The organism is Streptomyces sp. NPDC057010 (assembly GCF_042673805.1).
GTDB lineage: Bacteria > Actinomycetota > Actinomycetes > Streptomycetales > Streptomycetaceae > Streptomyces.
Map to the genome: position 1 here is coordinate 61,286 of NZ_JBHUSC010000016.1, position 14,034 is coordinate 75,319.

At 70.6% G+C, this 14,034-nt stretch carries 11 protein-coding genes and 2 pseudogenes; 6 read left to right on the forward strand and 7 right to left on the reverse strand.

The features are described 5' to 3' along the window. Positions 1-66: 66 nt before the first annotated feature. Positions 67-999, reverse strand: coding sequence for a hypothetical protein (locus ACFTXQ_RS16725; RefSeq protein WP_382641343.1), 933 nt, complete (start codon positions 997-999; stop codon positions 67-69). Here ACFTXQ_RS16725 and ACFTXQ_RS16730 point away from each other — a divergent pair. Further along, positions 992-1,681, forward strand: coding sequence for a hypothetical protein (locus ACFTXQ_RS16730; protein ID WP_382641345.1), 690 nt, complete (start codon positions 992-994; stop codon positions 1,679-1,681). The two genes, ACFTXQ_RS16725 and ACFTXQ_RS16730, sit on opposite strands and share 8 nt — an antisense overlap. A 163-nt stretch (positions 1,682-1,844) precedes the next feature. Here the strand turns inward: ACFTXQ_RS16730 and ACFTXQ_RS16735 are convergent, their stop codons facing one another. Together ACFTXQ_RS16735 and ACFTXQ_RS16740 are read right to left on the reverse strand one after the other, a co-directional pair. After that, positions 1,845-2,174, reverse strand: a complete 330-nt coding sequence (locus tag ACFTXQ_RS16735) for a hypothetical protein (RefSeq protein WP_382641347.1) — start codon at positions 2,172-2,174, stop codon at positions 1,845-1,847. A gap of 90 nt (positions 2,175-2,264) precedes the next feature. Beyond that, complete coding sequence (locus ACFTXQ_RS16740; RefSeq protein ID WP_382641349.1) at positions 2,265-2,816, reverse strand: hypothetical protein; 552 nt, start codon at positions 2,814-2,816, stop codon at positions 2,265-2,267. 229 nt (positions 2,817-3,045) lie between these two features. On the opposite strand from ACFTXQ_RS16740, the gene ACFTXQ_RS16745 reads away from it, so the two are divergent. Together ACFTXQ_RS16745 and ACFTXQ_RS16750 are read left to right on the forward strand one after the other, a co-directional pair. Beyond that, a complete protein-coding gene (locus tag ACFTXQ_RS16745; RefSeq protein WP_382641351.1) occupies positions 3,046-3,426 on the forward strand; it encodes a hypothetical protein in 381 nt (126 codons plus the stop codon). Beyond that, positions 3,423-4,541, forward strand: coding sequence for a hypothetical protein (locus ACFTXQ_RS16750; RefSeq protein ID WP_382641352.1), 1,119 nt, complete (start codon positions 3,423-3,425; stop codon positions 4,539-4,541). The genes ACFTXQ_RS16745 and ACFTXQ_RS16750 overlap by 4 nt, the downstream gene beginning before the upstream one ends. Before the next feature lie 176 nt (positions 4,542-4,717). Here ACFTXQ_RS16750 and ACFTXQ_RS16755 read toward each other — a convergent pair. The 3 genes and pseudogenes from ACFTXQ_RS16755 to ACFTXQ_RS16765 all read right to left on the reverse strand — a co-directional run. Next, positions 4,718-4,894 (reverse strand): annotated as a pseudogene (locus tag ACFTXQ_RS16755) (GNAT family N-acetyltransferase); the annotation flags it as partial. Between the two features lie 73 nt (positions 4,895-4,967). Then, a complete protein-coding gene (locus ACFTXQ_RS16760; RefSeq protein ID WP_382641354.1) occupies positions 4,968-5,369 on the reverse strand; it encodes a DUF5958 family protein in 402 nt (133 codons plus the stop codon). A 2-nt stretch (positions 5,370-5,371) separates the two neighbouring features. Next, positions 5,372-5,997 (reverse strand): annotated as a pseudogene (locus ACFTXQ_RS16765) (DUF6000 family protein). A 420-nt stretch (positions 5,998-6,417) separates the two neighbouring features. Between ACFTXQ_RS16765 and ACFTXQ_RS16770 the strand changes: the two are divergent. Further along, on the forward strand, positions 6,418-7,698 hold the full coding sequence (locus ACFTXQ_RS16770) for a hypothetical protein (protein ID WP_382641356.1): 1,281 nt from the start codon (positions 6,418-6,420) through the stop codon (positions 7,696-7,698). Between the two features lie 108 nt (positions 7,699-7,806). Then, positions 7,807-8,214: a hypothetical protein gene (locus ACFTXQ_RS16775; protein ID WP_382641357.1), complete on the forward strand. Its 408-nt coding sequence runs from the start codon at positions 7,807-7,809 to the stop codon at positions 8,212-8,214. Between the two features lie 46 nt (positions 8,215-8,260). Here ACFTXQ_RS16775 and ACFTXQ_RS16780 read toward each other — a convergent pair whose 3' ends face one another. Then, complete coding sequence (locus tag ACFTXQ_RS16780; protein ID WP_382641359.1) at positions 8,261-12,778, reverse strand: hypothetical protein; 4,518 nt, start codon at positions 12,776-12,778, stop codon at positions 8,261-8,263. A 142-nt stretch (positions 12,779-12,920) separates the two neighbouring features. Here ACFTXQ_RS16780 and ACFTXQ_RS16785 point away from each other — a divergent pair, with 142 nt between their 5' ends. Then, complete coding sequence (locus tag ACFTXQ_RS16785) at positions 12,921-13,811, forward strand: hypothetical protein (RefSeq protein ID WP_382641361.1); 891 nt, start codon at positions 12,921-12,923, stop codon at positions 13,809-13,811. The last annotated feature ends 223 nt before the right edge of the window (positions 13,812-14,034 follow it).

A 14,034-nucleotide genomic window follows, 5' to 3' on the forward strand; every position in this document is an offset into this window, starting at 1 on the left:
GGCCGCTGCCGTTCATCGCGGTATCCAAGGCCGTTCAGCAGCCGACGACCACGCGAGCGAGCGCCCTCACTTTCTCAGTCCCGGCCGGCGTCCAATCGCCAGGTCGGTCGGGACGTACGCCCGAGGCAGGGCCCGCTGTGCGGCCTGCACCGGCTTGGTCGGGACCCACTTCAGTTCCTGGACGATCGACCGGTGGGCGGCCGCGTCGAGCATCGCCCGCGGCACGGGCGTGCCTGCACTCTGCGCGGCGGACAGGAGAGCGGCCGCGCCCTTCTGCTCCGCGCCCATCACCGTCGAGTAGGCCCCGGTCAGCGACTCGACCTGACGTGAGTGGACAGGGTAGAAGTGTCGATTCCTGTCGAGCGAAGGGGGCCGGTAGTCGTCGGCGTTGGTCACCAGGCCGGCTTCGGCCCGTACGACGACCCACGGGGCGGCGCCCGCCATCTGCCAGCCCGTGGCGGAGAGCCGGTACGCGGTTGCGGCCAGGGCACCCACGCCTCCGGCGTCGACGATGATGTCGGCGGCCGGCCTGGCCGTTCCCGGCGGCTGCTTGGGCGTCCACTCTGGGCCGAACAGCAGCTGGCCCAGGCGCACCGTGCTGGTCCGGGTGATGACGACTGCGGGGTGGGGATCGGTTGACGGCATCTTCACCGCCCTGCCCTGGCGGACCTGCGTGTAGCCCGGCGGTGGGAGCAGCGGATGCTCCCGGGGGTCGCCCGTATCGACGACGTTGTCCCAGGCGCCGGCGGCGTTGCCCCAGGCCTTCGAGGACTCTCGTAGCGCTGTCGCGGCGCTCTTCAGGTCGCTCCTTACGGCGCCGTTAGGCATCTCCTCGGCGACGTGCAGCAGGATCCGCCCCGCGAGCAGCCGGTTCATAGCGTTCCAGTGGGAGATCTGCTTGAGGTCTGAGCCGCTCAGCCGCTGCTCCGCGCTGTCATGCAGGGCGGTGTACGCGGCGCGGGAGAGGCGGTCGCTGTCCTCGGCGAGACGGGTGGTCACGGCGCTGGTCGGATCCGTTGCCGAGGCCTGGACCGGTTCGACGGGCAGCGCCGCGGGTCCGGAACACTTACGCGAGTTCTACGCCGGCTGCGAGGCGAACACCTCGCCGGCGAAGAACCCCATGTCCGCCGAGGAGCGCGCCGGATTCTGGCAGGCGACCATCGACGCGATGGGACTCCAGGACCGGGTCACCGTGCGCGTGATCACCCGCCCGGAACTCGACCCGGACGGATTCAACCGGATGTTTCCTCCGGAAAGCGTCGACCTCGTCTTCCCCACCGCCAGCGGCGAGGGGTTCGACCTGATTCGAAACGCCAGCTTCGAGGAAATTTTCAGCCGCAAGGTCCGGACCGTCGAGCCTCCCCTCGAATACCATACGTCGGACATCCGAACGGCATACCGCGCCGGCAACGAAGCGTGGAAGAACGGCTTTGCACCCGGCGGCTTGGAGGCGTTCATCACCGCCGACGGTCCAGAACGCCTTCTCGCGCTGGCACCCGCACAGGGCGCGTCGGGCACCGTTCGCCCGCGAGTTGAGGCTTCAGCCGCCAGGTCACGCAGCACTACCGCCCGGCCCGCCCGACAAGGCAAGGACGAGCCGTCCCAGGGCGCTGGCAAGCAACCGCCAACGGCACCCAGCAGGGACGCCGGCCCGGAACGTCGACCAGGCCGCGCCAAGTGAGGCTGAAGCTGTCCTGAGGCGAGCAGTTCCCGATCCCCAAGGCGACACAGGCGATCCGGGGGAGGGCGCAGCGGACCGGCTTCGAATGGGAGCCGGTCCGCTGTCCGTCCTTCCCGGGTGCGCTGCGCCGCTCCCGTGGGTGCTCAAGGGGTTCCTCCTTCGATCAGTCGACGGGCTCGGCGGCGTACGTGCCGTCGCCGAGCGGGACGTCGGTGAGCTCGAAGCGCTGCGTGCGTCCGTCGATGTGGTGGGTGATGACGGTGCCGCTGGGCCGGGTGGTGTCGTACTGCCCCGGGCCGCTGGTGCGCAGCAGGGTGTACCGGCGGAGCACGCGTGCGCCCTCCAAAGGGGCCGCCGCCTCGGAGACTTGACCGCGTGTGGACCAGCGGGCTCGCAGCCGGCGGCGGGCAGCGGTGGCTCCGGCCAGCAGTGCGGTGGAGCAGGTTGCGATGAGTGCGCCGGACAGGATGTCGGTGAGCAGTGCGGGAAACACGACGGGGCCTTTCGCGGTCGGTGTGGTCCGCCTATCTGGAGGGCCGAGCCGACTGTCAAGGACGGCAGGGTTAGCCCCGCAACCCCCTTCTCACCTGGGCTCTTGGCCGGGGTCGTCGGACAGGGCGCGGGGTACGTCGTCATCGGCCCCCCAGCCCGCAGGCAGGTCGAGCGCGGACGGGGCGTCGCCTCCCCATGCGGACGGGGCGAGGGCAACGCCCAGGCGGGCGAGGGCGTCCCGGAAGAAGGGGACGTTCTCCTGGTCCATCTGGTAGGCGATGTTCTTGTGCCAGCTGGGGTTGTCCGGGTCCCATACCGGGCTGATCGGCGTACTGATCCCTTCCGGCCACCAGCCCTCGCGCACTCCGCGCGGGATCGCGCGGGACAGCGCGACGGTCGGCCCGTTCAGCTTGCCGAGCACGCTGCGCAGGCGGTCGGCGTCGAGGTAGCCGTTGCCCTCGACGATGACCAGCTCGGCGAACCGGCGGGCGCCAGCGGTCAGGTTACGGAGATAGCGCTCGGCCCGGTCGACGGTCCAGCTGGTGTCGACGGCCGTGACGGTCAGTTCCGCGTCGTGCGCGGCGGCAAGCGCGACGAGTTTCTCGGCGAAGGCCTTGTCCGCGCCTTCGATCGTGATCTTCAAAATGCCTCCGACAGATTGTTACCAGGTTCTCCGGGTTCTCCATGAGTATGACGCCCCGGAACCTCCCTCCGTGCAGGACCCGGGAAACTGGTCAGATTTCTCCATCAGTTGGGGAGGGTGTGGTGGCACGCTTCGTCTCGCCTCGGATAATGTGCGATATCCGAGGCAATAAACCAGAGATGACGATGGGTCACTCCGGACTGCCCGAGCCGAGGGGGTCACCGTCTAAATGTCCAACCCTCAACAACTGCGGTACGTGGCCGACATCGTCGACGTGGACATCGACGCGATCGAAGCCTTCCTCACCACCCGTACCGCCGAACAGCTCGTCGCCCACCACCCGGACACCACCGAGCACAAGATGGCCTGCGCGGTCGAGTGGATGCTCCAGAGCGCCGCGTTCGACGCCCGCTACGCCCTGGAGAAGCTCGCGGCCCCTGAGGAGCAGTACCGCGCACTGGAACTGCGGCGCGACCTGAAGAACGGGTGGAACCTCCTGGTGAACGCGGCCACTCCGTGGCGCCAGACCCCGGGCCACGACGCCGACCGCTGGCGCCGGGTCACCCACACCTCAGAGGAAGGGCAGGGGCGGCCGGAGGGAGGGAAATGAGCACTGAGCTGGAGCACGTCGTCCTCCTCGAGGCCGAGCTCGTCGAGGATGGCGATGCCCCTGCCAGCGGCGCGGTCGAGGAGTACGGCCCGGCGGCCGCCGTTCTGGCCGCGCTGGAGACGAAAGCCGTCGAGGACCTGCACGCGGCCCGGCCGCACAAGACGAAGATCGGCTACGCCCGGGACTGGGCACTGTGGGGCGAGTTCCACGCCTGGCTGGCCGAGCACACAGGCACGCTTCTGCCGCTCAGCGCCATCACCGTCGGCACCTATGTGGCCTTCGTGAAGTGGCTGGACGAGGTCAAGCAGGCGGCGCCGAACTCGATCGAACGCCGGGTCACCGGCGTGGCGTCCGAGGCTCGAAGGCGCGGGTACGACGTGCCCAAAGCGGCCCGGGCGGCCGCCACCCAGGCACTCAAGCCGCTCAAGCTGGACAAGGATCGACAGGCCCGCGGCCGGGGCAAGGCCGCCGCGATCACCCCGGACGACCTGCGGAAGATGAATACGGCCCCTCGCGAGCGCACTCCCCAGGAGGGCACCCAGCGGAAGCGGGTGCAGGTGATACCGGAGCTGGCCCGGTTGCGCGACCGCTCCCTTCACACGATGAGGTTCGCCATCGCGGGCCGCAACGAGGAGATGAGCGAACTCGAGGACACAGGCATTCGGGTCGTCGCCGAAGGCCTGGAAGTCCACGTCCCCAGCGTGAAGGGGCGCCCCGCCCGCGACGTCGTCGTCTCCTACGGAGAGAGCACCGACACCTGCGCGGTCCGCTGCTGGATCGCGTGGCGGGACGCCAAGCTCGCCGCCGGCGCTGCTCCCAGCGGTCCCGCGTACCTGCCCGTCAGCCAGTGGGGGGAGCTCGGCAGCCAGCGGCTGTCCCCGGACGGCTGCGGCCGCGCCATGTCCCGCTCTGCGGAGCACGCGGGCATGACCGGACGGCGGATCACCGGCCACTCTGGTCGCCGAGGTCTCGTCACCACCGGCCGAAGGAAGGGCAAGCGGCCGGAGAAGCTCCGCGCCCAGGGCGGCTGGTCCAAGAACAGCCCGGTGTTCTGGGAGTACGTGGACGAGGGCGAGAAGTGGGAGGACAACGCCACCGAAGGCATCGGCTTGTGAGTGAACGGCGGCAAGGTGGTGCGAGACCCCGGCCTCGCACCACCAGCACATCAGGCCGGGATCAGGTAGCCCAAGACCGGCATCCCGGTGAGACCAGAGCCGCAGGCCTGGCTGGGGAACTCCGCGCCTCACGTGCCCGTCCGCCGAATGCAGGAGCGTCAGTCGGACGGGCCGACTCAGGCCGGCAGGGGTTCGTCGTGCAGGATCCGCTGGAAAAGCCGGTGATCCCGCCATGCCCCATTGACATGAAGGTACTTCGCCGCGGTTCCGTAGTGTTCGAACCCGGCCTTCCCCAGGACGCGCTGCGAGGCAAGGTTGTGGACCAGGGTGCCCGCCTCGACCCTGTGCAGGGCGAAGCGGCTCGCGGGTGCGGCCCGTACCGCAGATGGAGTCCAGGGGCAGAGAACAGCGGCGGGGGCCTCGTCATCACCCGTCGGCGACGGGCAGGTTGTGCCACCAGTGACCGCATCCGTCGGAGCAGAAGCGGTCGCGGCGCCGTTCGTCCGCCACTGCGAGTACCGCGACCAGTAGCCGGAACGCCTTGCGGCGTTCGTCGGCCGGGGTGAGGTTGGCGATCTTTCGCAGTTGCTGGTCTATCGGGCCGCGGGTGATCAGAACCGACGGCGTGTGGGTCGGGCGCAGCCGGGCACGTCGGATGCTCTCCGGTCCGTCTGCGGTGACGGCGCGGGCCTGCATGCAGTGGTGGCGCAGGAACAGGAGTATCTCGTCCTGATCCTCTGGGTTGTGGGTGTCGAACCATTCGATGCCCTGTGACATCGGGCGCAGGCCTTGGGCGAGTTCGTTGAGGATGATGTCCCGCTCGGTCATGATCAGCTCCCGCAGTCCGGCGAGGCGAAGGTCTCAGCGGTCTCGTCGACGAAAGCGCATAGACGCTGGATGGCCTGCCGGCAGTCGTGCGGGTCGAGGGCCGCCACGGCCCGGACTTCGAGCCACCGGTCCCAGGGGCCGCCAGGCGCAAGGAACCGCGTGGTGGCTCGCAGCCGAGGATCTCATCGAGGTACAGGAGCGTCCCGAGGACGACAGACTGGTCATAGTAGAGGTCGGGACGCGACAAGTAGTGATCAAGATATGCGCTGAGCAGTTCGGCATCCGCTGCAGTGCCGAACGTCGCAAGGGCGACGCAGTATGCCGCGCCCGCATATGGCCCCTCGCTGGCCAGCAGGAGCCGGCCAATGAGCTCGCGGAACTCGGTCCTGTGGGCCACGGCAACCAGCCAGGCGGCAGTCTTGCGCTCGCGCCATCCGCCCTCGAAGAGGATCCCGAGCTCCGCCGGAGTGATCTCGTAGGCGGCCTGAGCCAGATCCCGCATGAACGCGGAGCGCTCGACCGGGCCCAACCGGAAGACGCTCCCGCCCAACCGAAGGTATCGCCGATCAGGCGTGACGAACCGCCGAACCAAATCCTGCAACTCGGGATCGCTCTGGAGATGACGCATAGCCGCATCCTGACCCGGGACGGTACGCGTGTTCCACAGGTTTGCCGACTGCCTCAACGGACCGTAGTTGCTGGTTCAGAGAAGTGACCAGGCGGAAGGAGATCGCACCGGACCCGATGGGACGCATTCGAACCTCCAGGTCGCACCCCCTCACCTCACCCTCGGTGACCGGAAGGGCTGCTGCCCGTCGGCGCGGCTGAACGGGAGAAGGAGCGAAGTGGCGGGCGCCTCGGCTGCCCTGGAGCGTGGACGCCGGTCGTGACCGAGGCGGCGTAGGTCTCGGGCTCGGGCACTTCCTGCCTGCGGCCGAGCAGCGGAAGGGGGTTCCCTGAGCTCTGGGTCCGGGAGGCAACTGGGGGCCGGGCGGCGCGTATTCTCCGACGTGATCTTTTTCGCCTGCCCGACCCGAGTGAGGTACCTGTGCGTGTTGCTGTACGGCCGTTAGCGGTCGCCCTGTCCCTGGCCGTCGGCCTGCTCGCCGGGTGCGGTCCGGTCGCCGACGACGCGAAGTCGAACGGCAGCATGCCCCAGGCGGCCGCGGCCTCGTCGGGGCCGGCGAAGCGGACCCTGACGGCGTACGACCCCCCGCAGTGGTTCGATGCGCGCGGGCAGGTGCTGCTGCCGGAGGCGGCCACGAAGGGCCGGACCAACCTGGCCGGGCAGGTTCGCGGCGGCGGCGAGGACCTGCCGGTACTGCTCCACGAGGCCCGGGCCTTCGTCGCCTCCCCCACCAGCGTGCAGGTCATCGATCTCGCCGACGGCCGCCTCGTGGGGGAGGAATCGGCCCGCGGGGAGGCCTTGCGCAAGGACTCCGACGGCTACGTCCTGCCGCCGCTCCTGGCCGGCAGCGAAGTGCTGGTGCCCTTCCTCCTGACGACGCCCGCCTCCGGCACCTACACCGCGGGCGCGATGGTCGAACTCGTCGCGGTCAGCACGGCGCCCCCGTACAAGGCCGCCTGGCGGACAACCGTCAAGCTGCCCGAGTGGGCGCTCCAGTCCTCCGGCAAGGTGCAGGTCGCGGCCGTCGGCGCGGAGGACGGCACGGCCGTGATCACCGTGACGGGCGGCGGCGAGGCAGTGTCGTACGGCATCGACACCGCGTCGCACGCCCTGCGCTGGACTCAGCCCGGGCTTGAGGCCGTTCAGGCCGGTGCGGGCATGGCGGTGGGCCTGCTCCACGTCGAGCCGCTCACCTCCGTCCCGCTTGGGGTCGATCTCGCCACCGGCACCGAGAAGTGGCGCGGGGAGAAGACCTACGCCGCGATCATGGACGGGGCCGGGCCCGGCACGGTCCGCGTCGCGGGCCCGCAGGTCTCCGACAAGGGCGACCAGCTGCTGGACGTGACCAGCGGGAAGGCCCGTGCCACGATGCCGCCGGGGATGCGTGCGGTGAGTTGCACCTATGACCGCGGCCAGACGCTGGTGTGCACGCGCGGTTTCGCGGTCGTGGCGGTGGACGCGGCGACCGGCACATTGCTGTGGGCACTCAAGGACGGCAACGAGGGCCGCACTCCCCCGACCGTGACCACGGTGTGGCACGGACGGGTCTATGGCCGCGGAGCCGGCGGCCCCGTCGTCCTGGACGCGAGGACCGGCGCCGACATGCCGACCAAGCCGGAGGCCGCGCCGCTTCTCGTCAACGAATACGTCGGGCTGGTGCTCGACGACAACCGCCTGTTCAGCTATCCGGCCGGCGGCTGAGGTCCAAGCTCCATCATCCTCGTCAAGCCGGCAGCACGCCGCAGCATCAACGCCGCGTCCGTGGACAGCCGTGAGGCAGTTGTCGGAGCGCCGTCGGACAATGCGTGCGTGAGCCTGCACTACGAAGTGGTTTTCGCCTGTTTCCTCCGGGACGAGACACCCGAGCCGGTCCTGGCTGCGCTGAGGTGGCACATTGGCGCAGCGGCAGAACGTCCACCGCATCTCGCTGCGGACGAGCACCCGTACCGGCTCCTTGTCCCGGACCCGGACAGCTACCTGCCGGGTGGCGACTTGGCGTCCCTGCAGCACCAGTCTCGCGGGAACTGGAATGCCTGGGGATTGTTCACGCGAAACTTCTGGCTGGACGACGGCATCGGTGAGCTCGTCACGATCCTGGACTTGCTGGCGCCTTACGTCGAGGAATCCGGATACGGCGGATACATGCGCGAGGAGTACGACAGCAAGCCGTCGATCTTCACGTTCCGCGACGGGGCCTACACCCTCGAGACGGAGTGACTTCGGGCCTCGGTGCTGCTGGCCACCGAGGTGCGCCACACGGGCGTCACAGCAGTCGCTCGTCCAGCGTCAGCGTCGCCAGGCCGGCCGGGCCGTGGATGTGCAGGGCTCGGCCCGCCGGGCCGGTGCCGGTCGCCAGGGCGTGGACCGGGGCCCCGGTGAGCAGGGTGTGCCGCAGTTCGCCCGTCAGCGGGTCCCAGATGCGGACGCCGCTCGGGTCCCCCGAGGCGAGCAGGGTACGGCCGTCGTCCAAGGGGACGGCGACCAGGGCCAGTGTGTCGGGGGCCTCCCACTGCGTGACCGCGGAACCCTCGGCCGTGTTCCACACGTGGACGTCCGCCGCGGTCGCGGCGACCAGCAGCATCCCGCTGCGAGACGGGACGACGCACAATCGCCGGAACGACAAGCCCGTGGCGACAGGGAGCCGGAGCGTGGTGTCGACGCCTCCGGAAGCCAAGTCGACGAGTTCGATGCGACGAGAACCGAGCACGGCGACCACGCCGGTTCCGCCCTCGGATGAGGGGACCGGCACCAGGGCTCGGGGGCGCTCATGGCCCTTCGGGCTGGGCACGGCTACGGGCACGGCTACGGGCACGGTGATGGCGGTGACCTCCGTACCGCTGAGCGGATCCCACACCACGCACCGGATGGTCTGCCTGTCCTCCATCGCGACGACCATCGGCAGCCCGTCCGCCGTCGTCGTGACGCACACAGGAGAGATGGACCACTCGTCCCTCTGCAACACCCGCACCTGGCTGTCGGACACCAGGTCCCAGAGCGACCAGTGGCCACGACCCCCCACTGCCACGTATCTGGTTCCGGGTGGTGAGGGGACCGACTGGACGGTTCCGACGGGTCCGGTGGCCACCTGCTTGACCAGGCGTCCCGTCACTGCGTCGTGGACGTCCAGGCCGGTGTGCGTTCCGACCACGACGACGTCCTCTGCCCCGTCGTCGGCGCCGGACCGCTCCGGCCTGCACAGAGGCCACATCTGCCGTGGCCCGGTCGAACCTCGGGGCGCCGCGTACACGGTTTCCGACAGGCCATCGTCGTACACCGCGGTGCCCTGGCCGAGGTCCCAGATCCGGACCCCCTGTGGTCCGGCCGAGACGAACCGCCTGCCGGTCAGGCCGTCCAGAACGGCGAGGGCCTCGACATACGGGTGATCGGCGTCAAAGGACTCCTCCCGGCGGCCGTCGATGTCCTTGACGACGATGAGGCTGCCCCGGGAGAGGACCAGTGCCCTGCCTCCGGGCAGCGCAGCCAGCACCCGCCCCCGGAGCCGTGCGTGCGGTACGGCGGCGCCACGGAAGGGGTCCCACAGTTGCGTGAGGGAAAGCGCTGCCGTCGCTCCGCTCCTGACGACCAGCAGGTCGTCCTCTTCCGGTCTCACCACGACCATGCCCACATGACTTCGGGAGTCCCCGACCGGCGGGTGCGTGGTCGGCCCCGAGACGGGGTCCCAGAGGCGGATGCCCGCCGGCGTGGGAACCGCCACGAGGGCGTGGCCGCTCGCCCGGCGCACCACCGCTGTCCACGAGCTGCTGACGGTATGGATCGCCTTGGGGAAGCCGTCGACGGTGACGACCCGGCCCCCGTCGGCGGCGCGCGCGTTCGGCCTCCATACGACGGCACCGTCTCCCGTGACGATGAACAGCTTCCAGAGCGCGGCCCCGTCCTCGAGTACGTGCACGTCGGAGACTCGTGGCAGGGAGAGGGCGGTGAGGGGCTGGCCCGAGCCCGGGTCGTGGATGGTGACCCCCTTCACGTGCCACGTGACGAGGAACGTCCGGCCGCCGGTGGCACGGAGGGGGCGCAGGCCGTGCACCCTGCTGCCCCTGCCTCCGAACTCGGCCGTCAAACGGCCGGTCGAGGAGTCCCAGATCCGCACGGCCCCCCTGACCGACAGCACGGCGACCAGCGCCCGCCCGTCCAGCGTAGGCAGGACACAGAGGCTCTTCGTCGGCCCTTGCGTCGGTGCGAGGACGTTCACGCGGGCAGCCCAGCGGCCCCAGGCGAGGGTGGCGGGAAGTGCGTCCGGCGCCTCCCACGGTTCACCCCGCACACCCCGCTGGAAGGCGATGCTGCTCCTGCGCGAGGCCGGGTCCACGGTCTCGTCGACATACGGCTCGATCAGCGCCGCCGCCGTCAGCGTCCGGCGCTGGGTATCCGTTGTCGGCAGCGGCAGCCCGAGGCGGGCGCGCAGCGTGCCGGAGGTCTCCTGGGCCAGCAGCTCCAGCGGTACGCCGGGATCGTCCAGTACGGCTCCTGCCGCCGCGTGGTGGAGGAAGTGCCTGCGGACGTACGGGTGGGCGTGATGCCCGCGGGAACGCTCGACCAGGTCGGCCAGTGCACCGGTGATGGCGGCGTGGGCGGAGGTGAGCGCCTCCGACGCGGTGGGCGGGCGCCACCAGCGGGAGGTCTGGACCGACGACCTGGTCAGCAGCCAGTTGTGGTTGGAGACGAGGAGGTCGGTCAGCCGCTGGTGGACGGGTCGGTAGACGGTACGGGCGTCTTCCTCGGCGGTGGCCAGGTAGCCGGTGAGGCGGCTGTTGCGGAGCGTCCGGATGGCGTGGTCGGCGGCGTCCGTGCCGGGCCCGGCCCCGTGGCCGGCCGCGGCGAGCGCGGTGGTGACGGCCGGCCAGACCTCGGCCCACGGCAGGCCGGCACCCGGTGCGAAGGCCGTCGCGCGCAGGGCGGCCACCAGCAGATCGGCCGGTACCCCGGTGCCGAGGGACACGGCTTTGATGTCCTCGCGCAGCAACCCACTGGTGCCGTCGGCGAGACGCTCCTGCCACCCCTCTTCGTTCAGGTCCTGGCGGGCCTGGGCCCGTCGCAGCTGGTCGGCGGCGATGCGGGCGTCCAGGAAGGACGGCGCGACGGCGTCCGCGATGATGCGCGCGGCTTCGGCGGCCGCGTCCGGGGCGCCGCGGTACGGGCTGTCCGCCGGCGCCAGCAACAGGGTGGCGGCGTAGGCGGCGATGTCGTCGGCGCAGTCGGGACCATCGCTGCGCAGCAGGCCCGAGACGAGGCCCTCGGCGTTCAGGGCCTCGGTGAGCCGCCGGAGCAGTTCGTCGGCACGCTCGTCCAGGAGGCCCTCTCCTGTCGGGTAGACCCCGTCGGGGGAACTACGGATCCCGAGGAGGAGGCGTACGAGGCGTACCCGGCCCGGACCCGTGACGCGGGCGAGCGGCAGGACGACGTCGTTGAAGAGGGCGAGCGGGTCCTCGGCCTCGTCCAGCGCGTCGATGACCACGGTGAGGGGACCCGCGGTGGCCTCGGTCCGCTCCCTTGCCCGATGCAGCAGGGCCTGGAGGGGTGGTTGACCGGCCGGTCCCGACTCCGGCTCCCCGCGGCCGGATCCGAGGCCCGTGAGCAGGTCCTCCACGATCACCCGCGCGGACTTGTTGCGGGCCAGCACGGCGACGTCGACCGCTCCCGGATCCGGCCGCAGTTCGCCGGGGATTCCCGCCACCGTGGCCGCGTACCGCGGATCCGTGACGAACCCCGGGTCGGAGAGGGTGACCAGGCGGGCCAGCAGCGCGGACTTCCCGGAGCCCGCTGCGCCCGTGACCAGGAGAACGCCCTCGCCGTCGTGCAGGAAGCCGGTCATACGGCTCATCGGCTCGGCCCGGCCACTGAAGTACCAGCCCGGATCGTCGTCGGCGGCGCGCCCTGATGCGCGTTCCAGCCAGAACTCGTCGAGGTCGCCGCCTGTCTCCGCTCCCGCGTCCACGGCTGCGGTCAGGGCCAGTTGGCGGAGTGCCGGACCGGTCGTGCTCACGGGTGCCCGGTAGCGGGGGTTGGGCAGGCAGGCGCTGGGTCCGCGCCGGCGGGAGTGCGGGACGATCCACTCGGCGCGCACGAGGGCCTTCTCACCGCCGTGCTCGTCCTGCCCGACTTCGTCCAGGAGCTGCTCCCACTCCTGGAACGAGAGGTGGGGAGCGGTGTATCCGGCGGCTTCGTCCCGCATGCGCTCGCACGCCAGTGCCACCCGTTCGGTGAACGAGCCGACCAGGGGCTGCTCCTCATGGTTGCCGGCCGTGACCACGCCGGCCCCGTCGAATCCGTGGCGCTCCGTGGACAGCGCTTCGAGCAGGCTGGCCAGCTCGGCGCGCAGAGTGCCGGAGAAGCAGGAGTCGACGAGCACCAGCACGTGCTCGGAACGGCTGTCGAGGACGGCGGTGATGAGCTCGCTCGTCGGAAACGCCGTGGCGAACAGGCGCTCGGGGTCGGTCTTGGCCAGGGTGAGGAAGTGGCGGGGAGCGACGCGGCGCATGCCGTGCCCGGTGATGTAGACGACGACGGCTTCCCGGTACTTCGCCGCGGCGAGGTTCTCCTTGCGCAGGAAGTCACGGAGCTCGTCCACCGAGCGCACCGCCGGCGCCCGGCTCACTTCGAACCGGCGGTCCTCGTCCAGACCCGGGTCGGCCAGCCAGCCCGTGATCCGTTCCACCTGTGTGGCGATGGCCTCGTCGAACCCTTCGGGGCTGTCCTTGTAACCGTCCACCGCGACCACGACCAGCCGCCGCCGGACGATACCGTCCAGCCCTTCCCCACCCACAGCTCTCCCCCTGCTCCGCGCGCGATGCGCGGCGCACGGCTGTCCCAGCCTATCCGCGGCGGGCGGCGGGCCGTCCGCCGATACGATCGGCCCCGGACGGTCCCGGTCGACTGCCGGGCCGGCGGAACGGGGGAGCGTGAACATGCTGCAGATCGTCGGTGTGCACGGCATTCGGCAGGGGGCATCGGCCACGACAGCGGAGCTGAGCGGGAGTTGGCAGGAGTCGCTGGAGGAGGGCCTGGCCGATTCCGGTCACGCCGCGGCGGTCGGCCCGCTCCGGCTCACCGTTCCGTCGTACCAGGGCGTCTACCCGAAGACGGCCACCCGCTACATGCGTCTGGGCTCCGACGCTGCCGATCCGGACGAGGACGCGCCCGTGGACGAGGAGGAAGAGGCGTTCATCCTGCAGGCCCTGGCTGCGTACGCGCCGTCCGCCGAGGCCGAGGAGGACGACTCCCCCATGGCAGGCCGGACCCTGGGGGCGGGCCGGCTCACCCCGCGGCTCCTGAGGCGGGCCCAGGCCGTGGACCGGGTGGCCGGCAAGGGGGTGACGGACCGCCTGCTCTGGCTGGTCCGCGAAGCGCACGGTTACCTGCGGCACGAGGAGACGGGGGCCGCCGTACGCGCCGAGGTGAAGGCTGCGCTGGCTGCCACGGGCGCGCGCATGGTCATCGCCCATTCGCTGGGCAGCGTCGTCTTCTACGACATGCTCAGTCGTGGCGAGGTTCCGGCCGCCGCGGGCGGGGGGCCGGGGGTGGTGTCCCTGATCACCTGCGGGTCCCCGCTGAGCTGGCTGGCCGTCAGGAAGGGAATCCACACGGCCGGTGTCCCGCTGTCCGTCCCTGCCGGGGTGGAGTGGACCAACCTCTACGCGCCGAACGACCCGGTCAACAAGGGCGGGGGTCTTTCCCCCCTGGCGGTTGGAGTCACCGACATCAAGGTCGACAACGGCAAGCTCAACGCTCACGACGTGCACCGCTACCTGGACAAGCGGGCCATTGCCGAACGCATCGCGAAGGCCCGGCTTCTCTGAGGACTGCGAGGGCCGGAGGGTTCCTGACCCCTCCGGCCGTCGAGGAAAATAAGAGCAAGAAGCGTGGCTCCTCCATTACCCGTCGCCTCCCCTGGTTGGCTCCCGTTCCGGGAGCGGAGAGGCGCGCGCTCACGACGTGCACCGCTACCTGGACAAGCGGGCCATTGCCGAACGCATCGCGAAGGCCCGGCTTCTCTGAGGACTGCGAGGGCCGGAGGGTTCC

Excerpts from the sequence above, each read along its gene's own strand:
- ACFTXQ_RS16745 (WP_382641351.1), top strand. The coding sequence starts at position 3,046 with ATGTCCAACCCTCAACAACTGCGGTACGTGGCCGACATCGTCGACGTG.
- ACFTXQ_RS16750 (WP_382641352.1), top strand. The coding sequence starts at position 3,423 with ATGAGCACTGAGCTGGAGCACGTCGTCCTCCTCGAGGCCGAGCTCGTC.
- ACFTXQ_RS16760 (WP_382641354.1), bottom strand. The coding sequence starts at position 5,369 with ATGACCGAGCGGGACATCATCCTCAACGAACTCGCCCAAGGCCTGCGC.
- ACFTXQ_RS16785 (WP_382641361.1), top strand. The coding sequence starts at position 12,921 with ATGCTGCAGATCGTCGGTGTGCACGGCATTCGGCAGGGGGCATCGGCC.